At 67.7% G+C, this 24,596-nt stretch carries 29 protein-coding genes and 1 tRNA gene; 20 read left to right on the top strand and 10 right to left on the bottom strand.

All coding sequences use genetic code 11. The annotated features are described in order from the left end of the window. Window positions 1–283: 283 nt before the first annotated feature. The gene (gene arsM / locus OHS71_RS20085) at window positions 284–1,177 is read right to left on the bottom strand and encodes an arsenite methyltransferase (protein WP_328480757.1); all 894 of its coding nucleotides are present in this window, start codon (window positions 1,175–1,177) and stop codon (window positions 284–286) included. Between the two features lie 105 nt (window positions 1,178–1,282). On the opposite strand from arsM, the gene OHS71_RS20080 reads away from it, so the two are divergent. From OHS71_RS20080 to OHS71_RS20070, 3 genes are read left to right on the top strand one after another with little or no spacing between them, the layout of a single operon-like run. Beyond that, the gene (locus OHS71_RS20080) at window positions 1,283–1,657 is read left to right on the top strand and encodes an ArsR/SmtB family transcription factor (RefSeq protein WP_328480756.1); all 375 of its coding nucleotides are present in this window, start codon (window positions 1,283–1,285) and stop codon (window positions 1,655–1,657) included. Continuing rightward, window positions 1,654–2,397 carry an MIP/aquaporin family protein gene (locus OHS71_RS20075; protein WP_328480755.1) on the top strand — a complete coding sequence of 248 codons (744 nt, stop codon included), beginning with the start codon at window positions 1,654–1,656 and terminating at the stop codon, window positions 2,395–2,397. Before OHS71_RS20080 ends, OHS71_RS20075 begins: the two co-directional genes overlap by 4 nt. A 24-nt stretch (window positions 2,398–2,421) precedes the next feature. After that, window positions 2,422–2,850, top strand: coding sequence for an arsenate reductase ArsC (locus tag OHS71_RS20070; RefSeq protein ID WP_328480754.1), 429 nt, complete (start codon window positions 2,422–2,424; stop codon window positions 2,848–2,850). A 67-nt stretch (window positions 2,851–2,917) separates the two neighbouring features. Here the strand turns inward: OHS71_RS20070 and OHS71_RS20065 are convergent, their stop codons facing one another. Both OHS71_RS20065 and OHS71_RS20060 read right to left on the bottom strand, forming a co-directional pair. Beyond that, on the bottom strand, window positions 2,918–3,106 hold the full coding sequence (locus tag OHS71_RS20065) for a hypothetical protein (protein ID WP_328360327.1): 189 nt from the start codon (window positions 3,104–3,106) through the stop codon (window positions 2,918–2,920). Between the two features lie 674 nt (window positions 3,107–3,780). Further along, window positions 3,781–4,731, bottom strand: a complete 951-nt coding sequence (locus OHS71_RS20060; protein ID WP_328480753.1) for a PIN domain-containing protein — start codon at window positions 4,729–4,731, stop codon at window positions 3,781–3,783. 121 nt (window positions 4,732–4,852) lie between these two features. On the opposite strand from OHS71_RS20060, the gene OHS71_RS20055 reads away from it, so the two are divergent. Continuing rightward, window positions 4,853–5,098 (top strand): hypothetical protein, encoded by a 246-nt coding sequence (locus OHS71_RS20055; RefSeq protein WP_328480752.1) that lies wholly within the window; start codon window positions 4,853–4,855, stop codon window positions 5,096–5,098. A 162-nt stretch (window positions 5,099–5,260) separates the two neighbouring features. On the opposite strand, the gene OHS71_RS20050 is transcribed toward OHS71_RS20055, so the two are convergent. Continuing rightward, the gene (locus OHS71_RS20050; protein WP_328480751.1) at window positions 5,261–6,544 is read right to left on the bottom strand and encodes a pentapeptide repeat-containing protein; all 1,284 of its coding nucleotides are present in this window, start codon (window positions 6,542–6,544) and stop codon (window positions 5,261–5,263) included. Between the two features lie 639 nt (window positions 6,545–7,183). Here OHS71_RS20050 and OHS71_RS20045 point away from each other — a divergent pair. The 4 genes from OHS71_RS20045 (at window position 7,184) to OHS71_RS20030 (ending at window position 10,376) form a co-directional block, all read left to right on the top strand. Further along, the gene (locus OHS71_RS20045; protein ID WP_328480750.1) at window positions 7,184–8,032 is read left to right on the top strand and encodes a helix-turn-helix domain-containing protein; all 849 of its coding nucleotides are present in this window, start codon (window positions 7,184–7,186) and stop codon (window positions 8,030–8,032) included. 97 nt (window positions 8,033–8,129) lie between these two features. Further along, window positions 8,130–8,531, top strand: a complete 402-nt coding sequence (locus OHS71_RS20040) for an ATP-binding protein (protein WP_328480749.1) — start codon at window positions 8,130–8,132, stop codon at window positions 8,529–8,531. Between the two features lie 175 nt (window positions 8,532–8,706). Beyond that, a complete protein-coding gene (locus OHS71_RS20035) occupies window positions 8,707–9,558 on the top strand; it encodes a sigma factor-like helix-turn-helix DNA-binding protein (protein WP_328480748.1) in 852 nt (283 codons plus the stop codon). Beyond that, entirely contained in the window at window positions 9,555–10,376 is an 822-nt protein-coding gene (locus tag OHS71_RS20030) for an integrase (protein WP_328480747.1), read from the top strand. The genes OHS71_RS20035 and OHS71_RS20030 overlap by 4 nt, the downstream gene beginning before the upstream one ends. Window positions 10,377–10,728: 352 nt before the next feature. Here OHS71_RS20030 and OHS71_RS20025 read toward each other — a convergent pair whose 3' ends face one another. After that, window positions 10,729–11,133 carry a hypothetical protein gene (locus OHS71_RS20025; protein WP_328480746.1) on the bottom strand — a complete coding sequence of 135 codons (405 nt, stop codon included), beginning with the start codon at window positions 11,131–11,133 and terminating at the stop codon, window positions 10,729–10,731. A gap of 304 nt (window positions 11,134–11,437) precedes the next feature. Continuing rightward, complete coding sequence (locus tag OHS71_RS20020; protein WP_328480745.1) at window positions 11,438–11,689, bottom strand: hypothetical protein; 252 nt, start codon at window positions 11,687–11,689, stop codon at window positions 11,438–11,440. A 291-nt stretch (window positions 11,690–11,980) separates the two neighbouring features. Between OHS71_RS20020 and OHS71_RS20015 the strand changes: the two genes are divergently transcribed. The 9 genes from OHS71_RS20015 (at window position 11,981) to OHS71_RS19975 (ending at window position 18,020) form a co-directional block, all read left to right on the top strand. Further along, complete coding sequence (locus tag OHS71_RS20015; protein ID WP_328480744.1) at window positions 11,981–12,328, top strand: SCO3933 family regulatory protein; 348 nt, start codon at window positions 11,981–11,983, stop codon at window positions 12,326–12,328. Window positions 12,329–12,333: 5 nt separating this feature from the next. Beyond that, entirely contained in the window at window positions 12,334–13,698 is a 1,365-nt protein-coding gene (locus OHS71_RS20010) for an FtsK/SpoIIIE domain-containing protein (protein ID WP_328480743.1), read from the top strand. Between the two features lie 87 nt (window positions 13,699–13,785). After that, window positions 13,786–14,487 carry a DUF2637 domain-containing protein gene (locus OHS71_RS20005; RefSeq protein WP_328480742.1) on the top strand — a complete coding sequence of 234 codons (702 nt, stop codon included), beginning with the start codon at window positions 13,786–13,788 and terminating at the stop codon, window positions 14,485–14,487. A 15-nt stretch (window positions 14,488–14,502) separates the two neighbouring features. Further along, complete coding sequence (locus OHS71_RS20000; protein WP_030795965.1) at window positions 14,503–14,682, top strand: mobile element transfer protein; 180 nt, start codon at window positions 14,503–14,505, stop codon at window positions 14,680–14,682. A gap of 15 nt (window positions 14,683–14,697) precedes the next feature. Then, entirely contained in the window at window positions 14,698–14,853 is a 156-nt protein-coding gene (locus OHS71_RS19995) for a hypothetical protein (RefSeq protein WP_167467581.1), read from the top strand. Window positions 14,854–14,873: 20 nt separating this feature from the next. Continuing rightward, window positions 14,874–15,188: a SpdD protein gene (locus OHS71_RS19990; RefSeq protein ID WP_328480741.1), complete on the top strand. Its 315-nt coding sequence runs from the start codon at window positions 14,874–14,876 to the stop codon at window positions 15,186–15,188. A gap of 98 nt (window positions 15,189–15,286) precedes the next feature. Next, window positions 15,287–16,636 carry a replication initiator gene (locus tag OHS71_RS19985; protein ID WP_328480740.1) on the top strand — a complete coding sequence of 450 codons (1,350 nt, stop codon included), beginning with the start codon at window positions 15,287–15,289 and terminating at the stop codon, window positions 16,634–16,636. Then, window positions 16,633–16,845 carry an excisionase family DNA-binding protein gene (locus OHS71_RS19980; protein ID WP_328480739.1) on the top strand — a complete coding sequence of 71 codons (213 nt, stop codon included), beginning with the start codon at window positions 16,633–16,635 and terminating at the stop codon, window positions 16,843–16,845. Before OHS71_RS19985 ends, OHS71_RS19980 begins: the two co-directional genes overlap by 4 nt. Next, window positions 16,845–18,020, top strand: coding sequence for a tyrosine-type recombinase/integrase (locus OHS71_RS19975; RefSeq protein ID WP_328480738.1), 1,176 nt, complete (start codon window positions 16,845–16,847; stop codon window positions 18,018–18,020). The genes OHS71_RS19980 and OHS71_RS19975 overlap by 1 nt, the downstream gene beginning before the upstream one ends. Before the next feature lie 90 nt (window positions 18,021–18,110). Here the strand turns inward: OHS71_RS19975 and OHS71_RS19970 are convergent. Next, window positions 18,111–18,184: transfer RNA gene (locus OHS71_RS19970), tRNA-Gly, on the bottom strand. A gap of 263 nt (window positions 18,185–18,447) precedes the next feature. Here OHS71_RS19970 and OHS71_RS19965 point away from each other — a divergent pair. The 3 genes from OHS71_RS19965 to OHS71_RS19955 all read left to right on the top strand — a co-directional run bounded on the left by OHS71_RS19965 (window position 18,448) and on the right by OHS71_RS19955 (window position 19,827). Continuing rightward, window positions 18,448–18,615, top strand: coding sequence for a hypothetical protein (locus OHS71_RS19965; protein WP_328480737.1), 168 nt, complete (start codon window positions 18,448–18,450; stop codon window positions 18,613–18,615). Window positions 18,616–18,730: 115 nt separating this feature from the next. Next, window positions 18,731–19,306: a dCTP deaminase gene (gene dcd, locus OHS71_RS19960; protein WP_328480736.1), complete on the top strand. Its 576-nt coding sequence runs from the start codon at window positions 18,731–18,733 to the stop codon at window positions 19,304–19,306. Continuing rightward, window positions 19,303–19,827 carry a phosphoribosyltransferase gene (locus OHS71_RS19955; protein WP_328480735.1) on the top strand — a complete coding sequence of 175 codons (525 nt, stop codon included), beginning with the start codon at window positions 19,303–19,305 and terminating at the stop codon, window positions 19,825–19,827. The genes dcd and OHS71_RS19955 overlap by 4 nt, the downstream gene beginning before the upstream one ends. 157 nt (window positions 19,828–19,984) lie before the next feature. Here OHS71_RS19955 and OHS71_RS19950 read toward each other — a convergent pair whose 3' ends face one another. The 3 genes from OHS71_RS19950 to OHS71_RS19940 form a co-directional block, all read right to left on the bottom strand. Further along, a complete protein-coding gene (locus OHS71_RS19950; RefSeq protein WP_328480734.1) occupies window positions 19,985–20,761 on the bottom strand; it encodes a hypothetical protein in 777 nt (258 codons plus the stop codon). 195 nt (window positions 20,762–20,956) lie between these two features. Then, complete coding sequence (locus OHS71_RS19945; protein ID WP_328480733.1) at window positions 20,957–22,039, bottom strand: Yip1 family protein; 1,083 nt, start codon at window positions 22,037–22,039, stop codon at window positions 20,957–20,959. 225 nt (window positions 22,040–22,264) lie between these two features. Continuing rightward, on the bottom strand, window positions 22,265–24,556 hold the full coding sequence (locus tag OHS71_RS19940; protein WP_328480732.1) for a heterodisulfide reductase-related iron-sulfur binding cluster: 2,292 nt from the start codon (window positions 24,554–24,556) through the stop codon (window positions 22,265–22,267). Between the last annotated feature and the right edge of the window lie 40 nt (window positions 24,557–24,596).

Here is a 24,596-nt window from a genome sequence, read left to right as displayed (position 1 = left end):
GCTGCTGCCATAGCCATGCTCGGTGTTTCCTTGGCAGCATTCGGCGTTCTGATCGGTGGCCAGCGGTCCGCGGTGGGCACCCTCGCGATGCTGGTGGGTTGGGTTGCTCTTGTGCTGGTCCGAAGGGAGTTCGCTGCCCAGCCGTAGCCGATGGGGCTGCCATAGGTATGACGTCGGTGGACCCTTCATGATCGGGCCGGTCGGCAGGCCGCCACCACCCATCGATCGAGGACGGCGGCCGGCCACCCCAGCCTGATCCGAGGGCGCCCGGGAGCCATGCGGATCAGCTCTGGCAGCCGCACCCCGAAGCGGCCTTGGCCTCCGCCACGGTGGTCGACGGGTTGGCTGCATGTTCCTGCGGGCTGGAGCAAGCGGTGACTCCGCAGCAGGCGTCGGCCGTGGCAGCGGAGTTCCCCGGCTCATGGGCGCTCGCAGGCTTGACCGCGCGGACGACGGCGGAGTGCATGCCGTCCGCGACCGCGTGCGTCGGGGTGATCTCGATGCCGGTGAATCCGGCGGCTTCCAGGCCGGTGCGGTACTCCGCGAATGACAGGGCACCGGCGATGCAGCCGACGTGGTCCCCGCGCTCGGCCCGCTGTTCCGGGGTGAGGGTGTCGTCGGATACGACGTCGGAGACGCCGATACGGCCGCCGGGCTTGAGGACGCGGAAGGTCTCGGCGAAGACGGCGGGCTTGTCGACGGACAGGTTGATCACGCAGTTGGAGATGACGACGTCGATCGTGTCGACGGGGAGGGGGATGGCCTCGATGGTGCCCTTGAGGAACTCGACATTGGTGGCTCCCGCCTTCTCGGTGTTGGCCAGGGCCAGGGCGAGCATCTCGTCGGTCATGTCGAGCCCGTATGCCTTGCCGGTCGGGCCGACGCGGCGGGCGGAGAGCAGGACGTCGATGCCGCCACCGGAGCCGAGGTCGAGGACGCGCTCGCCCTCGCGCAGTTCTGCTACGGCGGTCGGGTTGCCGCAGCCGAGGGAGGCGGCGACCGCTTCGGCAGGCAGGACGTTGCGCTCGTCGGCGGCGTACAGGGTTGAGCCGAAGTTCTCGTCGACCTCGACCGGCTCGGGCCCGCAACAGGCGGCGTTGCCCTCACTGACCTTCACGGCCGCGGCGGCGTAGCGCTGGCGGACGGTTTCGCGCAGGTCGGTGGACTGCTCGTTCATCACTTCACTCCTGGGTGACTGGGCATGGCGGTGCCCGGAACGGCCTGTATTGAAGTTTATTGATGCAACCTTGCGCCTTGGATCGAAAAACGTCAACATAGAGGCATGTCGAAACAAGTGCTTGAGGTGATCGGCCAGGACGCCGCCTGCTGCCCGGGGCTGGCATCCGCGCCGCTGGACGAGGACCAGGCGGCCGAGCTGGCGAAGGCGTTCAAGGCTCTGGGTGACCCGGTCCGGCTGCGCCTGTTGTCGATGATCGCCTCACGCGGCGAGGGCGGCGAGGTCTGCGTCTGCGAGCTGACCCCCGCCTTCGACCTGTCCCAGCCGACGATCTCCCACCACCTCAAGCTCCTGCGCCAGGCCGGTCTCATCGACTGCGAGCGCCGTGGCACGTGGGTGTACTACTGGGTGCTGCCGGCGGCTCTCGACCGGCTCGCCGTGTTCCTGAAGGCCCCGACCGCGGCCGAGGCGCTCGCGTGAGCGCCTCGCTGGGACGCCGTGCCCTGGCCGAGTCCGTGGGCTCGGCAGCACTGGTCGCGGTGGTGGTCGGCTCCGGTATCCAGGCCACCGAACTGTCCCGGGACGTCGGCGTCCAATTGCTCGCCAACTCGCTGGCCACCGTGTTCGGCCTGGGCGTGCTCATCGTGCTGCTCGGGCCTGTCTCCGGGGCTCACTTCAACCCTGTCGTCACCCTTGCGGCCTGGTTCACCGGCCGCCGCGATGGTGAAGGGCTCACGGCCCGGGACGTGGCCGCGTACGTCCCGGCTCAGATCACGGGAGCGACAGTGGGTGCGGTCCTGGCCGACGCGATGTTCGGCAAGCCGCTGGTGCGGTGGTCGGCGCACGACCGCTCGGCCGGCCACCTCCTGCTGGGCGAGATCGTGGCCACTGCCGGCCTCGTCCTCCTGATCTTCGGGCTGGCCCGCGTCGGCCGTGCCCATTTCGCCCCGGTCGCCGTGGCGTCGTACATCGGGGCGGCGTACTGGTTCACGTCCTCAACGTCGTTCGCGAACCCGGCGGTGACGATCGGCCGTGCCTTCACGGACACATTCGCCGGCATCGCACCTGGATCGGTCGCCCCCTTCGTGGCGGCCCAGGTGATCGGTGCCGTACTCGGACTGGCGCTCGTGACGGTGGTCTTCGGGCGTCCGGCTCCCGCACAGGCCGATACCCCCGCCATGCACGCCGAGCCCGAACTCGCCGCCCCCACCCTTCCCTGACCCGCCGCCCAGGAAGACGCCACCATGAACAGCACTCCCGCCGCCGACCGGCCCTCGGTTCTCTTCGTCTGCGTCCACAACGCCGGCCGCTCCCAGATGGCCGCGGCTTTCCTCACGCACCTCGCCGGCGACGCGGTGGAGGTCCGCTCGGCCGGCTCGGCCCCTGCCGACACGGTCAACCCGGCTGTCGTCGAGGCGATGAGCGAGGCCGGCATCGACATCTCCGCCGAGACTCCGAAGATCCTGACCGTCGAGGCGGTGCAGGCGTCGGACGTCGTGATCACCATGGGCTGCGGCGACACGTGTCCCGTCTTCCCCGGCAAGACGTACCTGGACTGGAAGTTGGACGACCCCGCAGGGCAGGGTGTCGACGCCGTACGCCCCATCCGCGACGAGATCGAGCACCGCATCCGCGGCCTGCTCGGCGACCTCGGCGTGCAGCCCCGTGCTTGACAGCCGCTACCTGTTCGTCAGTCCATCATGAACTGCTGCTTTGCGTAAGCGACTTCGCAGGTGGTGCCTATCGCTTCTGTGCCCGGTAGCGCTTCATCAGCGCGGTGATCCGAGCTGGGTCCGCCTGACCATTGAGCTCGGCCAAGAGGTCGTCGGGGCACAACTCGTAGAGATCGCCCCACCATCGACGGCCTCGGTTGTCCCAGATGCGGTAGCCGCCCGGCACCCCTCTGGCCACATAGCGTCTCCTGCTCACCGTCCCCCAGCTCTCCTTGCGGCGCGGGTCACATGAAATGCGTCTCGCCATTTGAGACGAGCGAGGGCCGAGTGGCGCACAGTGATGCCCGGAGGCCCTGGGGATGGCCGCTCGACCCCGACTTGGGGCACGCAGAGGGCACACAACCCCCACATTGGACTAGACAACAAACAAACCCCAGGTCACTGACCTGGGGTTTCATCATGGAGCGGGTGACGAGAATCGAACTCGCGCTCTCAGCTTGGGAAGCTGCGATCATTCACGGCTCGTGCAGGCGCTGACCTGGGTAAACGGGTGGACCGTGGCCTTGTTCGGCTGGGCTGCTTTCACCGAGGTTCCCCGCTGTTCCCCGCTCGATCTGGTGCGCTTGTGGTGCGGCGGCACCGCTGCGGGCCCGCCAGAGTTGGGGATGTCAGTGCTACGTCTCAGGGGCCGATTCGATGACATCGGCCCATTCTCATAACGGTGAAGGACACGCAGGTGAGCAGGGTCACCGGCCTGCGACCCTAGCCGCAGGGGACGGTCACTGTCTGCCCCCGTCCGTCAGCGTTGATGTCAGCCCGGTCGATCCGCAGCCGGCCGTCGCCGATCCAGCGCACCGGGTCGCTGTCGGCGAGAACATGTGGGGCCCGGCCCGCCGTGAGGCGTTGCTGGGCCCCTCGCCTGTCCAGGCCTCAGCCGGTCGTTGGAGGCTCGCCTTCGGCCTGTCGGGCGCGCCGCTGCGCGCGCGTGCCGGTGCCGGGCTTGTCCTGGGCCGACCAGTCCGGTTCGGGCCCGGGGTCCTTCGTCGCCACCTTGATGACCTTCAGTCCGGCGGTTCGGGCCCGGGTGTGCTGGCTCGTGTCGCACGTCAGGAAGCGGACGTCGCGGCCGGCCAGGCCTTGAATGGCCACGGTTCGGTCGATGATCTCGTCATCGTTACGGTCTAGGCGCACGTGGCCGGGGGGATCGAGGACGATCTCTACGTTGACCCTGCCGCGGGTCTCGCCGTCCTTGGGGGTGTACACGCCCTCGTGCAGGAACCCGTGCGTGTGGCCGTCGAGGACCTCGTCGAGGCGACCGAGCGTGTGGGCTGCACGCCAGCGGCCCCGCTGCTTGCTGGTGTCCTTGAGGTCGTCCAGTTCGTCGACCACCACGATCGGGAACAGCAGGCGGACGAACTCCCAGGGCTGTACGTCGAGGATCGCGTGCAGGTCGACGTCGGCCAGCTTCACGTCGTTCTGGATGTAGAAGCTGGAGTCGGCAACGACGAAGGCCTCCCGCATGTTCCACCGGCTGATCTGCATGTCCAGCGCGTCCACAGCCGCCGCGAAGGCTTCGATGCGTTCGACCACTTCAAGTTGCACCAGTCCGTTCACCAGACGGGTCTGGGCGGGGCCGGCGAGCGTGCCGCAGCTGGCCAGCAGCACCTTGTACCGGGGGGTGAACACGAGCTGTTCGAGGTCCCTGTCACTGACCTGGGAGCGCAGCAGCCGGGCTGAATCGGTGGCCCACTCCAGGTACGCCATCAGCCCCTCGAAGGCGTTGTCGTAGTGCCCTTGGAGGTTCTGCGCCGTGGCGTGCACGCCGCCGAGGACCTTGCGAATGTTGAGCCGATCTGCGCCCGGACGGGGTGATATGAGCATGCGCTGATCATGGCAGCGCGGGCTGGTGGACCGCCTCGGTTTTCCGAACAACAGCCGACATCGCCGTACCCCAACCGCAGGGCGTGCGGAGGGGTGTTCAGATGGCGGGAGACTCTGCCTCATGACTGCACGTCGCTTGCTCGGTTCCGGTCCGGCCGCTTTCGCCCCTGCTGCTCCTCTGCCCGTGGTCCCGGCCCGGTTGTTGCCGGTGGAGCGGACGGCCGTGGACGACGGCCAGGCGGACGATGTGGTGCTCGTGCCGCAGGGCTCGGGACAGGCTCGGAAGCGGCAGCAGCTCGGTGTGCCGGCGGCGGTGAACCCGACCAGGGACGGCCCGGGAGGAGGCTCGTGTGTGAGCACCGCTTGAGAGTTCGATCTATGACGTTAAGTGCCAAGCCGCTTCGACGGCTGTACGGGCGCCCGAGGCCGGCCGACGCCACTATCGTTCGTTCCCGTTGATGTTGACTATGGATGTCAGACGACAGAGCAGCTGGGTTCGGCGGGAGGTGCCCCGGTTGACAGCCGGGGGCTATTCACCAGCGTCGCCACTAGCGGGTACCTTGCCCGACTCTGTTGCCTTCTTCTTGACATTCGCCCTTCGAGACGACGTTTTCTTCCTAACCACCTTCTTCGTCTTTGGGGTTTTCGTCGCCTTTGGAATAGGCCAAGGGTTAATCAACTTTTCCGGAGAGTGACTTCCCTCGAAAGAGAATGATCCGCCTTTTATCTCCGCCTCATCCATGAGAATTGAGCCGGAAATGAAATCTGCCTCGTCGAACAGTACGAGGGAACCCGTCAATGTCACATCAAATCTGATTTCGGAACCACAGAAGTCCGCCCCCATGAAGCTCAATATTCCAGCTTGGAGCTCGGCCCCAGAGAAGGTCACGCTACCTCCGGCGAACTTTGATCCAAGCCATATGGGCCCACCGAAGGAGAGGTCCGCGTCCCCAAGAACGCAGCTACCGAAGGAGACTCTACTTCCACCGAAGAAGGCCGCCCCGAAAGCGATTTCACCGGCCCTAAATTCAGAGAAAATGAATGAAATGATGCCGCCCTGAAAATGGGCGCCGGTGAAGAGTACCTGTGCTCCTGTGAAAATCGCTGGAACATCCTCTCCGCTCCCGAAGTTAACGTCGGCTCCTGAAAATTTTGCACCGTCGAAAGAGAAGGTTCCGCTGGCGAATTCACAGGCGGAGAAGTTCACGACACCGGACGTGAAGTGAGCGCCCGCAAAAGATCCACCATCGAACTTTGCGCCACTGAAGTCAAGATCGAAGCCGCACCAGGTCTCCACATGCGATGGATCTTGAAGGTGCTCAGATATCACCTTCACGACGGTCAGTCTTACTTCTCGCTCTCCAGGCTGTGGCTTGCTGGGATCGTACGGGATTCGCAAGTAGGCGCAGAGTAGACGACAGATGGTCTCTCGCTGGGAGCTATCGTCATCCGCCAACCTTGAGAGGGCGTAAACTCCGGCCAGTCTAACTGCCGCTCTCTCGTGGCCCAGTTGCTCGGCAGCCGTCTGATACCGACCGCCTAGGGTCTCTGAATCTGCGCGAACACTGGCTGCTTCTTCTATTCGCTGTTTCCTGTAAGCGTAAACAATCGCAAAAACTCCTGCCAGCAGACCAGCTGCCGTAACGGTACTCCTTGTGAGGTCGAAAAGCCTTTCCTTCGGAAGTTTGGAGTTTGAGTTGGGAATGACTCCAATGTGCGAACCCGTTAGCTCTGCTAGCCCCACAAATATGAACCAGGCGGTTATTGTGGCAGCGGCGAAAGTCAAGAAAAGGGTTAGCGGGAAGCTCGGCATTTTCGGTGCGTGTCGCCCTGCGTCTCGCGTTCGCCTAGCTTTGAAGGGCTTTGAAAGGCGAGCGGTAGTCACGCGCATTCTTGTCAGTAGCTGCATAGCGGTGATTGTAGTGGTGGGTAAGCTCGGAAATCCGGAAGTTTGGTGGCTTCTGACTACCTCAGCCCTCCCCAGCTCCCATCCCGTCCGCCGTCGACCCACACACCGTGGAGCAGGCGTGGTTCATGGCGTCCAGGTGGAGCGCGCCACTGCACGAACGACCTGGACGCCATGGGCCGCGTCTGCTCGGCTCTGGCTGGGTCGACGGCGGACGGGATGGGAGCCCCACGCACGCCACTACAGGCCCGCAGTCCGCGACGGCGCTCCCTCCATCCCGGTGCCGGCCGATCCCCCGCCGGAGGCACCATCTTGTGCCCGCGGATGATCTCCCACTCTTGCCCGCATGCACGCAGCGCGCCGCCGGGCGCGGCCAGCCGGGGCGCAGACAGGAGGCAGGCCGCGCCGCAGAGGCGGCGCGCGGCCCGCGCTTGCGCGGGCCCTTGAACCAGTAGAGAAACTTTGAATCATGACCCGGGCGCTTGGTCGTGACCGTCATCGCTTGCGGATCCGGCTCTCGTCGTCCCGTGGTGTAGAACCCTCGGTATGGGGAGTGAGCGACGGGAGCTGATGAAGGCGCTTGGGGCACGTCTTCGAGGGCTTCGCACAGAGGCCGGTCTGACGGGTGCTGTTCTGGCGCAGCGTGCGGGCGTGGGGCAACCGACCGTGTCCAAGGTGGAGAACGGACGCATGGTCCCCAGCCTCGACGTCCTGGGGCGGTTGTTGCTCGCTCTCGATCTCGATGAGTCGGCGACTCGCGAAGTGCGCGAGCTCTTGGTAGCCGTGGAAGCTGCGCCTGGCACGGTCGAGACCAACGAGGAGGTTCCCGCTGGGACTGTCCTCGACGACGCGGTGCGGTCTGCCCGGCTGGTCCGTTCGTTCCAGTGCGTCGTTCTGCCGGCCATGCTCCAGAGCGCCGAGTACGCCAGGCATGTCTTCGCGAGTGCGCCGAACTCGACGCCGGAAGCCGTCGGTCGCGCTGTCGCTGCTCGTGTCGAGCGGCAGAGCCTCTTGTACGAGCCGGGCCGGGAATCGGTGTTCGTGCTGACCGAAGCGGTGTTGCGTACCTGGCCGGGGGATCCCTCGCTCATGCTCGCCCAGTTCGACCGGCTGCTGGCTGTCGAGAGTCTGAGCACTGTGCGCCTTGGGTTGATCCCGTGGCGTCGTGCGGTGCCCGTCATGCCCAGACACGGGTTCACCTTGTGCGACCAGAGGGCGGTCGTGGTGGAAGCCTTCCGCGGTGAGAGGGTCGTCGACGACTCCGACGAAGTTGCCGCGTACGAGGAGACCTTCCGGCGCTTCGAAGAGGCGGCGATCTTCGGCCGCGAGGCGCGCGAGCTCCTGGTTCGTGTGATGCGGGAGTTTCAGGAGTTGGAGGACTCCACCACCCGATAGAGGAATAATTCCTCAGGATGCCTGGCCTGCTGGTCATGCATGGGAATACTCTGCTCACCGTGTCGTCTAGCCCCCTAGACGAGGAGGAGTGTTTCTCATGCCCAAAAGCTGGTGCCGGATGTTCCCCGGCCTGACCTGGCAGGTTGCCCAGGCCCGTCACTTCGTCGCCGCGTTGCTGGAGGACGAGACCGCACTGCTGGTCGACGACGCCGTCCTGGTCGTCGGCGAGCTGGCGGCCAACGCCGTCAAGCACACACGGAGCGGCTGGTACCGAGGATGGTTCCTCGTGCTCGTCCACTTCACGGATGACCTGGTCCGCATCGAGGTCGTCGACCAGGGCGGCGACGAGGAACCCATGGTTCGCAGCGTGACCAGGCACGTGGAAGAGGACGGACGCGGGCTGATGCTGATTGCGGCCTGCGCCAAGAACTGGGGTGTGAAGGACCGGCCCTCGGGTGCGCGCTGCGTCTGGGCCGAGCTGGTGCGGACCGGCTCGTGATGGGCGGCTTTCCGGCGGTGATGTGCGGTGGCCTTCCGGGCAGTGGGGGGTGAGCCCTCGGGGAGTGCCTGGGCGTCGGGCCGGCTTCTACGTGATCGGAGCTCATTCGGGCAGGCGACTCCCGCCCATTCCGTCTAGGGCCCTAGACTCCTGGTTACTTCTAGGAGGTGTGGTCATGTCGGACGAGTTGCAGCGGATCATGGCGATGGATGATCCGTACCTGCTCCTGCGTGAGGTCACGACGCGGTTGGCCGACGCGCAGCAGGAGGTGACCGAACTCGCCCGGCTCCGCCGTCGTGTCGTTCAGGACCTCCACTCGCAGGGGTTGTCCTACGCGCAGATCGCCGAGAAGGCCGGCCTGAGCCGCGGGCGTATTCACCAGATCCGTCACACGGGCCCGGCTCCCGAGGGTGCGTTCCTCGGTGCGGGCGCCGTCACGGTCGTGACGCCGCTGCGGTGGGACGACGAGAAGAAGCGCCCGGTCGTGGCCATGGCGGACGTGAACTCCGGCAGGCGGCTGGAAGAGCTGGCCAAGTCGTACGGGCTCGACGTCAGCTCCGGCCATGTGCTGGTGAGCGGCGAGGTTGACCTCAACCGTGACGGCCTGGTCGTCGTCTGCGGGCCGGGGATGTCCCAGACCATGAGCGACCTCTACGCGCAGGATCCCGTACTCAGCTGGGAACACCCCGAAGACGAGCCGTGGGCGCTGCTGGACCGACGTACCGGAACGGCCTACCGCGCGGGAGCGGACACCGACCCGCACCGTCCGCATGACGTCGGATACCTCGGCCGGCTGCCCCGCCCGGACGGAAACGGCTCCGTACTCGCGATCGCTGGTATCCATACCGCGGGCTCCCTCGGCGTCGTCCAGCTGCTCGCCTCCGATCTGAACACGCTCTGGGGCCAGGTGGGAGAGCACCACTTCTCCACGCTCGTGAGCGTCGAGTACGACCCTGAGACGGACGAACCGCAGTCCGTAGAACTACTCACCCCGCTCTACCGGCACGACGAGGAGTCGACGGCGTGAATGTCGCCCTCGCCTCACTGCCTGCCGAACCCGGCCAGGCGAACGAGGACTTCGCGGCCGCCGCTGTCAGGGCGGCCGTTCTCCTGGACGGGGCCGGCGTCGCCGGGGCCGAGACCGGATGCACGCACGGAATCGCCTGGTTCTCCTCGACGTTGGGCGGGCTGCTGCTGAGCGCGGTCACCGCGCACCCCGCCCGACCGCTCGCCGAGTGCCTGGCCGATTCGCTCCGCGTTGTCCGGTCACTGCACGAGGACAGTTGCGACCTGTCGTATCCGGCCAGCCCTACCAGTACGGTCGTCGCCATCCGGGCTGACGCGGGGGCATTGGAATACCTCGTACTGGGTGACTCGACCCTTCTCCTCGCTGACCGGGACAGCAAGACGGCTGCCCTCACCGATCGGCGCCTGGACGACGTCGGCAAGCGACTTCGCGGCCCGCTCGACGCACTTCCCACCGGCACACCCGAGCACGCTTCCGCCCTGGCCGATTACCGCGACGCCCTGACGAAGCTGCGTAACCGGCCGGGCGGCTTCTGGATCGCCGGCCCCGACCCACAAGCTGCTGAACACGCCCTCACCGGGTCCGTGCCACTGGAGCCGCTGACGTCCGTGACGCTGATGAGCGACGGCGCAACGCGGCCCGTCGACTGCTTCGGAGTCGACACGTGGCAAGAGACGTTGGATGTACTCACCTCGTCCGGCCCGAGCGAGCTGCTCCGCCGCGTTCGAGAGCTCGAGGCCGGCGACCCTGAGGGGCGGCGTTGGCCAAGGGGCAAGTCGCACGACGACGCGACCGCTCTGCATTGGGTGCTGCCGTAACCGCCCTTGGCGTCTTATTAAGGTCTGAGAGCACACGGTGAGCTGACTTGTTCAGTCGCCCCGCGCGTTGACCAGCAGGCCGTCGAGCGCCAGTTGAGGGATGCCCTCAGTCTGGCTGCGAGCGCCCACGCCATGACCGCCCTCGGCGTCGCGCTCCATGAAGAGGTGACGCTCGACCTCCTGGTGGACGACCTGTCACACGGAGCAGGGACGTCGACATCTCCGTGCCGGGCTTTGGGAGCCACCTGGGAGCCGACTTCAGAGCGGCTCCCAGCGAGAGGTGTTCCGCCTACGGAGAGGCCGTGCCGGAGGCGGTGCGGTGTGCCGCCTCCGGCCGGTCACTGGTGAGTCGTTACTTCAGGGGGGCGCAGGTCTTCACGGTGCTGCCCTTGAACTGGGTGCAGATCAGCGTGTTCTTGGGGTACTTCGCGCCCGTGTGGGAGCCGTTCTTGCCCCAGCCGGCGTGGGCCTCCCATTTGCCGCGGATCTTGTAGACGTTGGCCTTCTTCCAGCCACTGGCGGCCTTGTACGTGCCGCCGGGCTTCTTGTAGAGGAAGCGGGCGTACAGCGTCGGCTTCCTCGTGCCCGTGATGTCGGACTTGTGGGCGCCGACCGAGTTCAGGGCACGCCAGGACTTGCCGTTGGTGTACCAGTACTCGCCGCTCGTCCCGTAGACGCCGTTGACCTTGCGGATCGTCTTGTCCGTCGTCGCCGCGGAGGCCGGCGAGACGCTGACGCCGAGCGCCAGTGCCGCCATGGTGGCCAGCGTGAGAATCTTCCCCGTTGTGCTACGCACTACATACCTCTGACGGCCGCCGTCCGCGCCACCGGGCGGCTGTCTCATCGGTGGATGTACGGAACCCCGGCGCGGATCAGCAGGTTACCGGAAGGGGATGGGAGGTGACGGGGGGCTTTTGGGGAGGATGAGTGCGAGGGCGGCTGCCGCGAACCAGCGGTTGTCGGGCAGGGCGCGGCAGCGTTCGACCACCAGTTACTGAACGGGAGTTGAGGAGGCGAAAGGAAACGACGTCTCAAGCCCGGCCCCTGTCTGCCTCTCGCTGTCAGGAGAGTTGAACGACGATGCTGCAGACGATGGCGACAATGGCACTGAGAGCGGCCACGTAGATGGGCCACCACTCGTTGTTGAGCGCGACGAACACGACATCGCTCGTCAACCCCAGTGCAGTCATGACGCCGGCCACGGTGACCAGGGCGCCAGCAAGGATCTTGGCGACATCGTCGAGGCGCTTGCCGACTCTGGCCTGGACGTCGTCGAGCGGGGAAGATTCCTGGTCACCACCTGGCGGCTGCATAGGTTCATCCTGGGGAAAGCCGAGAGCATTTCGGCGCATCGGCGCGGGCGGTTGGTCCCAATAGCGGACCTGGCTCTCCTGGGGTGGCGCGCGACCGAAACGCCGTCCCGAGGGGTCCTCGGGTATCGAGACTCGCACGTATACCCCCCTAGACAGTTGACACTCCGTCGGGCTATCGTCTCCGTCAACCCCTCTAGACGGCTGAGGTGGGCCACTCCCTGCACTGTCTAGGGGGGTACTCAATTCGATGCGACGCTGACAAGGCGTCGCCAACCAGGTGAGGTTCACGAAATGCGTGTCATCCCCGTAGACGTCTCGTCCGCGACGCTCCTCGTCACCAAGCTGCCCGAAGTCAAGGTGAAGGACCGTCAGACCGGTGAGATCGCCATCGACCCGGTGACCAACGACCGGCTCATGGTGCTGGAGCTGGTGTTCATCGCAGCGGGCGGTTCGGACATGATCAAGGTCACCGTTCCCGAGAAGGGCATCGGTGAAGGCCTGGTGATGGGAGCTCCCGTCATCCTGCCCGGCCTCATCGCCCGGCCGTGGGAGAGCGAGTTCGGCGGGCGGATGCGTCACGGCATCGCCTACCGCGCGGACGCGGTCATGGTCAACGCGCCGGCTCCGGCGCAGGGCTGAACGCCATGACCGACACCGTCTGGACGCTGACCCTGTGCCTGCTGGCACTCGTCGCCCTGCTGGTCCTGCGTCGCCGTGCACCGGTCGCGTTCTGGTGGCTGGTCGGCTATCCGTTCGCGGCGCTGCGCGTGCTCACCACCTACCGGGCCACGATGGACGCGTGTGGCCTGACAGTCCCGGCCTCGGCCGTCCGTCGGGCCACGGCCCGGATGATTGGGCGGGAAGCTGCCCCCGTCCCGCCTCGGCGGTCGCTGCCGTGGCCGACCGGGTCCGGGCTCGTGATGCGGCTGCGCATGGCGACCGGGCAGGCACCCGAGGACTTCTTGGCCTCGGCTGACCGGCTGCGCCACGCCTGGGCCGCGCACGCCGTGCACATCCGTCCGACCAAGCCGGGCTGGCTCGAATTGCGCCTGATCGGCTGGGACGTGCTCTCCGACGTGCAGCCAGCACGGCGGTGGAAGCAGCGCGGGCCGCTCACCCTTCCGCTGGCGCTTCGGGATGACGGACGGTGGCACGTACGGGACTTCCGCGCCGTGCCGCATGAACTCATCCTCGGCGCAACGCAGTCCGGCAAGTCCGTGTACCTGCGGAACCTGGTGTGCGGCCTGGCCCGTCAACGGGTCGTCCTCGTCGGAGTCGACTGCAAATGGGGCGTCGAACTCGCCCCCTTCGCACCCCGGTTGTCCGCGCTCGCCGACACCCCGGACCGGGCGAACGAACTCCTCGACGTCCTGCTGAAAGAGATGGAGGCACGGTTCCGTCTCATCGGTCTCTCGTCCGCTGCGGGCCCGGACGCCGTGCTCACCTCGGACGTGTGGGGGCTGCCGGACTCAGTGCGGCCGGTGCCGGTCGTGGTCGTCGTCGACGAGGTCGCCGAACTCTTCCTCGCCGCGAGCCGCGACGACGAGAAGCGACGCGACGCCATGGTCACCAAGCTGATCCGTATCGCCCAGCTCGGCCGTGCGGCCAGCATCTATCTCGAAGTGTGCGGGCAGCGCTTCGGCTCCGAACTCGGCAAGGGCGCGACCATGCTCCGCGCCCAACTCACCGGCCGCATCTGCCACCGCGTCAACGACGAGTCCTCGGCGAACATGGCGCTCGCCGACATCTCCCCGGAAGCGGCCATCGCCGCCACCTCCATCCCGGCCGAACGGCCCGGCGTCGCCATCGTCGGCGACTCCTCCGGCGGCTGGTCCCGCGCCCGCTCACCGCACCTGACCCTCGACGAGGCGGCAGCCATCTGCCGCGACACGGCCGCCCTGGTGCCGGAACTGCCCCGCCTCGACGCCTTCCGGCCCGTCGCCGCCGTCGAGTCCTCCAAGGCGTTCGCCCCGGCCGGCGTGCCTACCGCCCGCCCGGTGACCGAGTAGCCGCACCACCTTCCCCACGGTCGGCGTGACCGCCTCGCGCCAACTCTCTACCCCTCCCATGCCTCGAACCGGAAGGAACCTGAGCCGATGCGCGCCCAGTTGGCCCGTGTGGACGCCGTGATCGTCCAAGCCGTGATCGCGGGCGCCCTGTCCTTCTCGCACCTTCACGACCTTGCCGACGCGGCCGGACAGGGCGGCTGGAAGGCATGGGCCTATCCCGTCTCCGTCGACCTGCTGCTTGTTGCCGCCTGGCGACGGATGCGCGAGCAGCAGCGCGGAGACCAACCGGCCGGGGGACCGCGGCTGTGGTTCCTGATCGCCCTGGCCGCATCCCTCGGGGCCAACATCGCAACCGCAGGGCTCCTCGACCTGGACGACGTCCCCGCATCGCTCCGCGTCGTGGTGGCCGGCTGGCCCGCCGTCGCGTTCTTCGGCGGAACCCTCCTCGCCCACACACCACGCATCGCCGACTCGCTACCGGTCGCCGCGATCCCCGAGACGGACGGTGAACCGGACCCCGTTCCGTCCATGGTCGACGCCCCCGACCGTGACGCGCTTCCGGCACCGGCCGCCGAGCCGGACCCCGACACGGAGTCGCCCACAACGTCCGCGCCGGTCGCGGCTCCCGCAGCCCCGGCCGTCACCCTGCCACCCGCCCTCATCGACCGCGCCCAAGCCCTGGCCGAGCAACACCGCGCCACGACCGGTCTCGTCGCCGACCCCGACGACGTCCGCGCCCGGCTCGGCCTGCCCCCGTCCATGACGGCCTCTGTCGCCGCTCACCTCTGAGAAGGGACGAACACCGTGAACCCGCGCTTCCGCAACGTCCGCCGCATCGGCCCGGTACAGGTCGCCTCGTACATCGCCCGCGGCCGTAACCGCCACCTGGCGGCCTGCACCGCACCCCGCTGCGACTTCTCCACCGAGTACGACAGCCGCGCCGCCGCCGAACTCGCCGCCCGCACCCACCGCTGCAAGGCCTGACAGGAGGCCGCTGCCATGACTGTCCCGCTCTGGTTCGCCGTGCTCGTCGTCGCCGTCCTCGGCATCCAGCTCGCCCGCCCGCCGTGGTGGCTGGTCGCCCTGCTCCTCCTCGGCGGCTACCTCGTCGCCAACAGCGTCCTCGCCCCCGCCGTCGCCACGCTCCTCGACTGACTCGCAGAAGGGACCGCCCCGTGTTCACCCCCAAGTACCCCCGCCCGGACACCGCCCCGACGCCCGCCAGCACACCCCCGGCGACCTACAACCCGTCGGTCTACAACCCCGCCGCCTGCACCTCGGCCCCGGTTCTGGCGGCCCCCGCTTCCAACCGGCCGGCGGTCCAATTCACCGCAGGCAGCGTGCTCACCCTCGCCGCCGGTGGGGGAGCCCTGGTCCTGGTCGTCGGCGCGGTCCTGGTCTCCATGCTCCTCGCCGTCGCCGTCACTGCCGCTTCCGTGGCCGTCTGCGCCGTCGTCATCCGCTCGATCCTCAAGAGCGACCGCCGCTGACCTCATTTGCGCAGCATCCCGGCCTGCCCACACTGTCTAGCCCCCTACGCAGGCCGGGGTGCGCGTCCCGAACTTCCACCCCAAGGAGGCATCCGCACATGTGCCCCGAGGCTCCCACCGGAGCCATTCGCCAGCTGGCAGCCCTCGCCCAGCACGGTGACCTCAGCGCCTACGCACACCAGGTCCAGCGGCTTGGAGGCTGCGAGCGGCCCGTACGGATGGAGGGCCATCGCCTCGACGTCCACGCGGCAACCGGCGAAGTCGTCCGCGAGATCTTCGACCACGACCTTCCCGCCGGACAGCTCCTCATCCGCTGCAACAACCGCCGAGCCACCCGATGCGCCGCCTGCGCCGAGGTCTACCGCAAGGACACGTACCACCTCGTCACGGCCGGCCTGAGCGGCGGCAAAGGGATCGGCCCGGCCGTCGCCCAACACCCCCGCGTCTTCGCCACCTTCACCGCGCCGTCCTTCGGCCCCGTCCACAACCGGCCCAGCGGCGGCCGCTGCCGCTGCGGACGCCTCCACCCGGACGACGACCCTGCCCTCGGCACCCCGCTCAACCCGGAGCGCTACGACTACCGCAACGCCGTCCTGTGGAACGCGCACGCCGGCGCCCTGTGGGCCCGATTCGCCACCTACCTCCGCCAACAGATCGCCTCCCGCGCGAACCTCACCCGCTCCGAATTGCGTCACTGCCTCAAGCTCTCCTACGCCAAGGTCGCCGAGTACCAGCGACGCGGAGCCGTGCACTTCCATGCCGTGATCCGCCTCGACGGCCCGGAGGGTGCCGAGGACTCCCCGCCCACCTGGGCCACGACAGAGCTCCTCACCGACGCGATCCGCTCGGCCGTCCAGCTCGCCGAGACCCCCGGACCGACCCTCGACGGCCGCGCTCACACCTTCCGCTTCGGCGAACAGCTCGACATCCGCCCCATCCGCTCCGCCGACTTCACCGGCACCACCGACCTGACCAGCCGGGCCGTCGCCGCCTACATCGCCAAGTACGCCACCAAGGGCGCCGAGAGCGCGACCGGCACCCTTGACCGGCCGATCCGCAACCCCATCACTGACCTGATCGGCACGGACGTCACCGACCACGCCCGGCAGATGATCCTCACCTGCTGGCACCTGGGCGGACTGCCCGAACTCGAAGAACTCCGCCTGCGCAAGTGGGCCCACATGCTCGGCTTCCGCGGCCACTTCTCCACCAAGTCCCGCGCGTACTCCGTCACCCTCGGCGCCCTCCGCCAGGAACGCGCCGACCACAACGAAGCACTCACCCGCGAACACGCCGCCCTGGCCGGCCACCCCATGCCGGACCCGGACACCGTCCTCGTCCTCTCGCACTGGCGCTTCGCCGGCACCGGCCTTACCGCCGCTGAATCCTGGCTCGCCGCCTCGCGCCGACCCGACGCACCCGACTTGGAAGGGGAACCCACCGAATGACCGACCGCTACCTGTCCGTCGACCAGGTCGCCGAGCTGCTCGGGACGACCGCTCGCTTCCCCCGGCGACTGATCGAGGAACGGCGCATCCGCTACGTGAAGGTCGGCCGGCACGTCCGTATCCCCGAGAGCGCGGTCGAGGAGTTCATTCAGTCCCGCACCGTCGAGCCGATCCGGCTTGGCCGCACCATCCTTCGGAGGGCTGCCTGATGGCCAACAGGAAGGGGAGGCGTCGTCGCTTTGGCGCGGTGCGTCAGTACCGGTCCGGCAAGTGGACGGCGTCGTATCTCGGGCCCGACGGTGAGCGCATCCGCGCGGACGAGACCTTCGTCACGAAGAAGGACGCGGAGATCTGGCTGTCCCAGGTAGAGGCAGACCTCAGCCGCGGTGACTGGCGCGCCCCCGATGCTGGGTCAGTCAACTTCCGTGTGTACGCGGAGAAGTGGGTCGAGGAACGGGAGCTGGCCGTTCGGACCGAGGACCTGTACCGACACCTCCTGCGGCTGCACATCCTCCCCAGCTTCGGCACGCTCGACCTGGACGAGATCACCGCTCCCTGCGTCCGCGAGTGGCGGGCCGAGCGGCTCCGGACCACCAAGGCCAAGACCACCGTCGCCAAGGCGTATCGCCTCCTCAAGGGCGTCCTTGAGACCGCTGTCGACGATGACCTGATCAGCCGCAACCCATGTCGGATCAAGGGGGCGGGCAAGGAGTCCGCAGCAGAGAGGCGCATCGCCACCGTCGCACAGGTGGACGCCCTCGCCGACGCGATCGGTATCCGCTGGCGGCTCATGGTCTACCTCGGCGCGTACGGTCCGATGCGTCCGGAGGAGCTGGCCGGCCTCCGTCGGCGGGATGTCGACCTCGACCACATGGTGATCCGTGTCCGCGTCGCCGAACCGGAGCGGACGAACGGCAAGCGCGCCCCCGGCGAGACCAAGTCCGACGCGGGTGTCCGGGCCGTCCTCCTTCCGGGTTTCCTCCACAAGGAGGTACGGCAGCACCTGGCATGGTTCGCCGAGAAGGGGCCCGAAGGGTTGGTCTTCGTGGGTGAGAAGGGCGCCCCCTTCCGGCGCACCTCGTTCGGCCGGAAGTGGCGGCGGGCTCGCGTCGCCGCCGGGCTCCCGGACGGCTTCCGCTTCTACGACCTCCGCCACACCGGACACACGCTCTCGACCCGCTCGGGTGCCACCCTCAAGGACACGATGGTCCGGGCCGGTCAGTCCTCGGAGAAGGCCGCGCTGATCTATCAGCACTCCGACGAGGAGCGTCAGCGCGACCTAGCGGCCGGCCTTGACGACCTGGTTCGCGCCGAGCGTGCGAAGCACCCCAAGGGCAAGAACCACGACCCCGCGCACCACAACGAGAAGCCCACGGGCAGCTAGTCACGCCCTTATGGTGCGGATGTGGTGCGCGCCCCGTCTGCCGGTCTAGACAACAAAGAACCCCCGGGTCATCGACCTGGGGGTTTCATATGGAGCGGGTGACGAGAATCGAACTCGCGCTCTCAGCTTGGGAAGCTGATGTTCTACCATTAAACTACACCCGCAAAGACGCCGGTCAGAGCCGGTGTCGGAACGCTCCGTCACTCTACCTCATACCGGGCCCCGGGCGATGAAGCCCTGGGGTCCGCGTGCGTTTTCCGGGAGGGATCCGGCTGCGGGCGGCCGGAGTTGGGGCGTACGGTGGAGGGGTGGAAGTGGGGCTGGGCGGGGTCGGAGTGCCGCCTGGAGAGTCGTCCTGATCGTCCCGTAATGTGGCTTTCGTGGTCCGGTGGTCAGCAGCCGGACAGGGCTCTTGGGGAAGGGACTCATGGACTTGATGGAGCGCACCGTCGTCCGTTGTGCCGACGGGCACGTGTTCAGCACCGCTTCGTTCCCGATGCAGCAGGCCGAGCGGCTCGGCCCCGGACGGCTCGTCCGGTGCCCTCGGTGCACCCGGTTGCGGAGCGTCGTACCGGTGACCCTGGAGAAGCGGTAGAGGTAGCGGTAGCAGCGGCGGCCGGGGAGCGGTCCAGGTGCTCCGGGCCCCGGCGGCCTGGCGCGCGGAGTCGTCCGATGGTGATGGCTTCGCGCGCCTTGCGTATCCTCGGGGCGTGCTTCTCTCAGACAAGGACATCCGGGCCGAGATCGACGCCGGACGAGTGCGGATCGCCCCCTACGACGAATCCATGGTGCAGCCGTCGAGCATCGATGTACGGCTCGACCGGTACTTCCGGGTGTTCGAGAACCACAAGTACCCGCACATCGATCCCTCCGTCGAGCAGGCCGACCTGACCCGGCTCGTGGAGCCCGAGGGCGACGAGCCGTTCATCCTTCACCCGGGGGAGTTCGTGCTCGCGAGTACCTATGAGGTCATCACGCTCCCCGACGATCTCGCCTCGCGGCTCGAGGGGAAGAGTTCCCTGGGCCGGCTCGGGCTCGTCACCCACTCCACCGCCGGATTCATCGACCCCGGCTTCTCCGGGCACGTGACGCTCGAGCTGTCCAACCTCGCCACCCTGCCGATCAAGCTCTGGCCCGGCATGAAGATCGGCCAGCTGTGCATGTTCCGGCTCACCTCGCCCGCCGAGTCCCCGTACGGCAGCGAGCGCTACGGGTCCAGGTACCAGGGCCAGCGCGGGCCGACGGCCTCCCGGTCCTTCCTCAACTTCCACCGGACCCAGGTGTGAGCGGCGGCGACGCGGACGTGGCCCGGGAGAACCTGACCTACGAGCAGTTCGGGACCGCCGTACGCGAGCTCGCGCAGACCATCGCCGACGACGGGTACGTACCCGATGTGGTGCTGAGCATCGCCCGTGGCGGTGTCTTCGTCGCCGGTGGGCTCGCCTACGCCCTCGACTGCAAGAACATCCACCTGGTCAACGTCGAGTTCTATACCGGGGTGGGGACCACGCTCGACATGCCCGTCATGCTCGCGCCCGTTCCCGACGTCATCGACTTCTCGGACAAGAAGGTCCTCATCACGGACGACGTCGCCGACACCGGCAAGACGCTCAAGCTCGTCCGCGAGTTCTGCCTGGACGCCGTCGCGGAGGTGCGCAGCGCCGTCGTCTACGAGAAGTCGCAGTCGTTGGTGAAGTGCGAGTACGTGTGGAAGCGGACCGACGACTGGATCAACTTTCCGTGGAGTGTTCTGCCTGTCGTGCGCAGGTCGGGCGATCCGGTCACGCCGTCCAGGGAAGCGCTCTGAGCGCTTGAGCGCTCTTGGCCTCGGCGGGTTCAGGGCGCGCGGCCGTGGCGGTTCGATGCGGCTCACCGTTCGTCGTGTGATGCCGCGAGGTGGGGTCCGGCCGGGCTCGTGACTCGGCCCGGTCCGGCCCGACACCGACGTTCTTCCGGTCAGCGCGTCATCGCAGCCGGAGCCTTCTGACGCCTTCCGGCTCGAAGTCGTAGACGTAGTCGTTGAGGCGGAGGCCGTCGACCGCGCCGATCCACATGAAGTCCCGTCCCTTGCCCACGGCGACGGTGTAGATGGTCGGCCTGGCGTTGACGGAGGCGAAGGAGGCCTTCAGCTGGGTGAAGGTGCACTGGGCGGCCTGGTTGCAGCTCGTCTCGCCGCCCGTGAGGTACCAGTAGCCGGTCTTGGTGGCGTCGATGAACGGGCTCCAGCCGTTCGTGACCGGGGAGGCGTTCGGCACCCACACCAGCGTGGAGTAGTCGTCGGTGGACGTCACGTCCGGGTCGATCTCGAACCTGATGTTCGGCATGTTCGCCGGGCCCCCGTAGGAGACGTTCTCGCCCGTCTGGAACACGTGGAAACCGACGCGCCGCAGCTCCAGCACCGGCCTCCCGAAGAAGTCGACCTCATTGCCGAAGTCGACCTTCTCGCTCGCCGGGGTCAGCGTCGTGGAGTTGTTCGCCACCTCGATGCCGAGGCTGCCTTGCCCGTACGGCGGCCTGGCGGCCGTACCCGTGATGCCGAACGGGCCGTAGGGCCCCTTGCGGACTTCGGCGACGGGCGAGCCGATCGTGTTGCGGGCGATCACGCCCCAGTGGTCCGGGCGGTGGGCCGGGTTGTCTTTCGTGTCGGCGGATGCCGATCCCTGGACGCCGGCGGCCGTCACGGCGACCAGCAGGGCCGTCAGGAGGACTGTTCCCCGTCTCACGCCAAAGCGAGCTTTCACGCGCACTCCTTGTAGGAGGTGGTCAGGAAGCAGTCACTTTATATTACTGTGTGTAGTCATATGGGAGCGACATGTGACTGTGTGAAGGTTTTGGGTGGATATCTGCTCGTGCGATCTCACGTTGAGTGATGAGATGCCAAGGGCCCCCGGCCGTCGGCCGGGGGCCCTCTGCGCGTCCGCACGTGCTGGAACGTCCTAGAACGTGCCCAGTTTCACGATCGACAGGATGGCGATCAGCTGGATCGACGCAGCGCCCAGCGCCTTCGGCCACGGGAGGTCGTGGGAGCGGCTGACCATCAGGGTCAGGAGGGCGCCGGCCGCCACCCAGGTCGCCCAGCCCAGCAGCTGCACGAACGACGCGTCGCCGCCGAAGAACATCGCGACGACCAAGCGCGGGGCGTCCGTGAGGGACATGATCAGCATGGAGAGGCCGACCGTGGGCTGCCATGCGCCGTCGCCGCCCAGCTGGCGGGCCAGGGTGTGGGTGACCACGCCCAGGACGAAGGAGCTCAGCACCATCGCGACGGCCGTCGTCAGCACGATCGGGATCGCGTTGGAGAGCGTCGCGTTTATCGCGTCCGAGCGCGCGCCGTCGAAGCCGAAGACCGCGAGCAGGCCGTAGAGGAAGGTGACGACGAGGGCGGGGCCCCACATCGCGTAGTCCCGCATCCGCAGGAAGGTCTGCTGGGGGTCGAGGACGATGCCCTTCAGCAGTTCCTTCCAGTGCAGGCGCGGACCGATCGGGCCGGCCGGGGCGGACCCGGCGTGATACGTACCACCCTGGTTGTACTGGTCGTACTGGTTGTGGTCGTCGACCGAGAAGGCCTGGGTGTGCCCCGGGTTGTTCGCGGCGTACGGGTCGTGCGGGGCGCCTCCCGGGCCACCGGGACCGCCCGGAGCGCCGTACGGGGCGTCGCCGCCGAAGTACTCCGGCTCGTCGCCGTTCTGGCCTCCGTAGCCGCCGCCGTTCGCCTGGGGCCACTGGCCGCCGCCCGCGCCCGCGCCGCCGTACTGCGGACGCTGCTGCGGGTACGGCTGCTGGGCCGACGGGTAGCCGTACGACGGCCCCGAGGGTCCCGACGGCCCCGAGGACCTCGATGGTCCCTGGGGCGCCTGCCGCCCGTACGGAGGTTGTTGCGGTCGCGCTTGCGGGGCACGGTTGTCCCGGCCGCCGCGTCCGATCCTGAATCCAGCCACGCCTTCGAACGTACCTGGTCCCGCAGAGTGACGTACCGGAGCCCGCCGTCCGGGGACGGCTTTGCTGCCGAGCTGTGACATCCCCTAAGGGGAGTAACGGGGCGGGAGTCGGTGGTCGGCCGGAGGGGCGTCTCAGGGGGAAGCAGGGGTTGCCGGGGGTGTGGGGAAGTGAGGGACGGGGAAAGGCGGCGCCCCCGTGTCCTGGGTCGGACACGGGGGCGCTTGTACAGCGTGGGTACGGCCGTTCGGGCTACCCGGCCACCTCGGCCGGCTGCTCCAGCGGCCGGTCGGCCGGCGCTTCACCGGTCACTTCACCGGCTGCGGCTCCGGCTCGCTCTCGGCCTCCGCCGTGCCCGCCGGGGGCTCGTCGTCGGCCGGGGTCTTGACCGACTCCAGCAGCAGCTGGGAGACGTCGACGACCTGGATGGACTCCTTGGCCTTGCCCTCGTTCTTCTTGCCGTTGACCGAGTCGGTCAGCATGACGAGGCAGAAGGGGCAGGCCGTCGAGACGATGTCGGGGTTGAGGGAGAGTGCCTCGTCGACGCGCTCGTTGTTGATGCGCTTGCCGATCCGCTCCTCCATCCACATCCGCGCGCCGCCGGCGCCGCAGCAGAAGCCGCGCTCCTTGTGGCGGTGCATCTCCTCGTTCCGCAGACCCGGGACGTTGGCGATGATCTCGCGCGGGGGCGTGTAGATCTTGTTGTGCCGGCCCAGGTAGCAGGGGTCGTGGTAGGTGATGAGGCCCTCGACCGGAGTGACCGGGATCAGCTTGCCCTCGTCGATGAGGTGCTGGAGCAGCTGGGTGTGGTGGATGACCTCGTAGTCGCCGCCGAGCTGCGGGTACTCGTTGCCGATCGTGTTGAGGCAGTGCGGGCAGGTCGCGACGATCTTCTTCGCGGACTTCGGCTTCTTCGACTCGGGCGTGACGTTGCCGTCGTCGTCCGTCTCCTCGCCGAATGCCATGTTCAGCGCGGCGACGTTCTCCATGCCGAGTTCCTGGAAGAGGGGTTCGTTGCCGAGGCGGCGGGCGGAGTCACCCGTGCACTTCTCGTCGCCGCCCATGATCGCGAACTTGACGCCCGCGATGTGCAGCAGCTCCGCGAAGGCCTTGGTGGTCTTCTTCGCGCGGTCCTCGAGGGCGCCGGCGCAGCCGACCCAGTACAGGTACTCGACCTCGGTCAGGTCCTCGATGTCACGGCCGACGACCGGGATCTCGAAGTCGACTTCCTTGGTCCACTCCAGGCGCTGCTTCTTGGCGAGGCCCCAGGGGTTGCCCTTCTTCTCCAGGTTCTTGAGCATCGTGCCCGCCTCGGACGGGAACGCGGACTCGATCATCACCTGGTAGCGGCGCATGTCGACGATGTGGTCGACGTGCTCGATGTCGACGGGGCACTGCTCGACGCAGGCGCCGCAGGTGGTGCAGGACCACAGGACGTCCGGGTCGATGACGCCGTTCTCCTCGGCGGTGCCGATCAGCGGGCGCTCGGCCTCGGCCAGCGCGGCCGCGGGCACGTCCTTGAGCTGCTCCTCGGAGGCCTTCTCCTCGCCCTCCATGGTCTTGCCGCCGCCGGCCAGCAGGTAGGGCGCCTTGGCGTGCGCGTGGTCGCGCAGCGACATGATCAGCAGCTTGGGGGAGAGCGGCTTACCGGTGTTCCACGCGGGACACTGCGACTGACAGCGGCCGCACTCGGTGCAGGTGGAGAAGTCGAGCAGGCCCTTCCAGGAGAACTGCTCGACCTGGGAGACGCCGAAGACGTCGTCGTCACCGGGGTCGGTGAAGTCGATCGGCTTGCCGCCGGACGTCATGGGCTGAAGGGCGCCCAGCGCCGTCGCGCCGTCGGCGTTGCGCTTGAACCAGATGTTCGGGAACGCCAGGAAGCGGTGCCAGGCGACGCCCATGTTCGTGTTGAGCGAGACCACGATCATCCAGATGAACGACGTCCCGATCTTGATCATCGCGACGAGGTAGACCAGGTTCTGGAGCGTGGTGACGCTCAGCCCCTTGAAGGCCAGGACGAGCGGGTACGAGGCGAAGTAGCCGGCCTCGTAGTGCTCCACGTGGTGCAGTGCGCCCTCCAGGCCCCGCAGCACGTAGATCGCGAGGCCGATGGTGAGGATGACGTACTCGACGAAGTAGGCCTGACCGGCCTTGGAGCCGGCGAAGCGGGACTTGCGGCCGGCCCGGGAGGGCAGGTTCAGCAGGCGGATCGCCATGAGGACGACGATGCCCAGGATGGTCATGACGCCGATGAACTCGATGTAGAGCTCGAACGGCAGGAAGTCGCCGATGACCGGCAGCACCCAGTCGGCCTTGAACAGCTGGCCGAAGGCCTGGGCGAGGGTCGGCGGAAGGGTCAGGAATCCGATCGCCACGAACCAGTGGGCGAAGCCCACGATGCCCCAGCGGTTCATCCGCGTGTGGCCGAGAAACTCCCGTACCAGTGTCACGCTGCGCGCGTAGGGGTTGTCGGTCCGGACTCCTGCGGGCAGCGGCTGGCCCAGCTTGAAATACCGGACGAACTGGCCGATGGCACGCGCGATCAGCGCGACGCCGACCGCGGTCAGAAGTAGCGACACGATGATCGCGGCGAGTTGCATGCGGGGGCTCCTCGGGCCTGCGAGGGAAATTACTAAGCGG

Origin of the sequence: Streptomyces sp. NBC_00377 (genome assembly GCF_036075115.1) — a bacterium.
In the GTDB taxonomy this organism is placed as follows: domain Bacteria; phylum Actinomycetota; class Actinomycetes; order Streptomycetales; family Streptomycetaceae; genus Streptomyces.
The sequence above is the reverse complement of the archived record's forward strand: the minus strand, read 5'-3'. Positions and strand labels throughout refer to the sequence as shown.

Bases quoted from the DNA above. Each gene is read 5' to 3' on its own strand.
- arsM (WP_328480757.1), bottom strand. From the start codon at position 1,177: ATGAACGAGCAGTCCACCGACCTGCGCGAAACCGTCCGCCAGCGCTAC.
- OHS71_RS20080 (WP_328480756.1), top strand. From the start codon at position 1,283: ATGTCGAAACAAGTGCTTGAGGTGATCGGCCAGGACGCCGCCTGCTGC.
- OHS71_RS20070 (WP_328480754.1), top strand. From the start codon at position 2,422: ATGAACAGCACTCCCGCCGCCGACCGGCCCTCGGTTCTCTTCGTCTGC.
- OHS71_RS20060 (WP_328480753.1), bottom strand. From the start codon at position 4,731: ATGCTCATATCACCCCGTCCGGGCGCAGATCGGCTCAACATTCGCAAG.
- OHS71_RS20055 (WP_328480752.1), top strand. From the start codon at position 4,853: ATGACTGCACGTCGCTTGCTCGGTTCCGGTCCGGCCGCTTTCGCCCCT.
- OHS71_RS20050 (WP_328480751.1), bottom strand. From the start codon at position 6,544: ATGCCGAGCTTCCCGCTAACCCTTTTCTTGACTTTCGCCGCTGCCACA.
- OHS71_RS20045 (WP_328480750.1), top strand. From the start codon at position 7,184: ATGGGGAGTGAGCGACGGGAGCTGATGAAGGCGCTTGGGGCACGTCTT.
- OHS71_RS20040 (WP_328480749.1), top strand. From the start codon at position 8,130: ATGCCCAAAAGCTGGTGCCGGATGTTCCCCGGCCTGACCTGGCAGGTT.
- OHS71_RS20035 (WP_328480748.1), top strand. From the start codon at position 8,707: ATGTCGGACGAGTTGCAGCGGATCATGGCGATGGATGATCCGTACCTG.
- OHS71_RS20025 (WP_328480746.1), bottom strand. From the start codon at position 11,133: ATGGCGGCACTGGCGCTCGGCGTCAGCGTCTCGCCGGCCTCCGCGGCG.
- OHS71_RS20020 (WP_328480745.1), bottom strand. From the start codon at position 11,689: ATGCAGCCGCCAGGTGGTGACCAGGAATCTTCCCCGCTCGACGACGTC.
- OHS71_RS20015 (WP_328480744.1), top strand. From the start codon at position 11,981: ATGCGTGTCATCCCCGTAGACGTCTCGTCCGCGACGCTCCTCGTCACC.
- OHS71_RS20010 (WP_328480743.1), top strand. From the start codon at position 12,334: ATGACCGACACCGTCTGGACGCTGACCCTGTGCCTGCTGGCACTCGTC.
- OHS71_RS20005 (WP_328480742.1), top strand. From the start codon at position 13,786: ATGCGCGCCCAGTTGGCCCGTGTGGACGCCGTGATCGTCCAAGCCGTG.
- OHS71_RS19995 (WP_167467581.1), top strand. From the start codon at position 14,698: ATGACTGTCCCGCTCTGGTTCGCCGTGCTCGTCGTCGCCGTCCTCGGC.
- OHS71_RS19985 (WP_328480740.1), top strand. From the start codon at position 15,287: ATGTGCCCCGAGGCTCCCACCGGAGCCATTCGCCAGCTGGCAGCCCTC.
- OHS71_RS19980 (WP_328480739.1), top strand. From the start codon at position 16,633: ATGACCGACCGCTACCTGTCCGTCGACCAGGTCGCCGAGCTGCTCGGG.
- OHS71_RS19975 (WP_328480738.1), top strand. From the start codon at position 16,845: ATGGCCAACAGGAAGGGGAGGCGTCGTCGCTTTGGCGCGGTGCGTCAG.
- OHS71_RS19965 (WP_328480737.1), top strand. From the start codon at position 18,448: ATGGACTTGATGGAGCGCACCGTCGTCCGTTGTGCCGACGGGCACGTG.
- OHS71_RS19945 (WP_328480733.1), bottom strand. From the start codon at position 22,039: ATGTCACAGCTCGGCAGCAAAGCCGTCCCCGGACGGCGGGCTCCGGTA.
- OHS71_RS19940 (WP_328480732.1), bottom strand. From the start codon at position 24,556: ATGCAACTCGCCGCGATCATCGTGTCGCTACTTCTGACCGCGGTCGGC.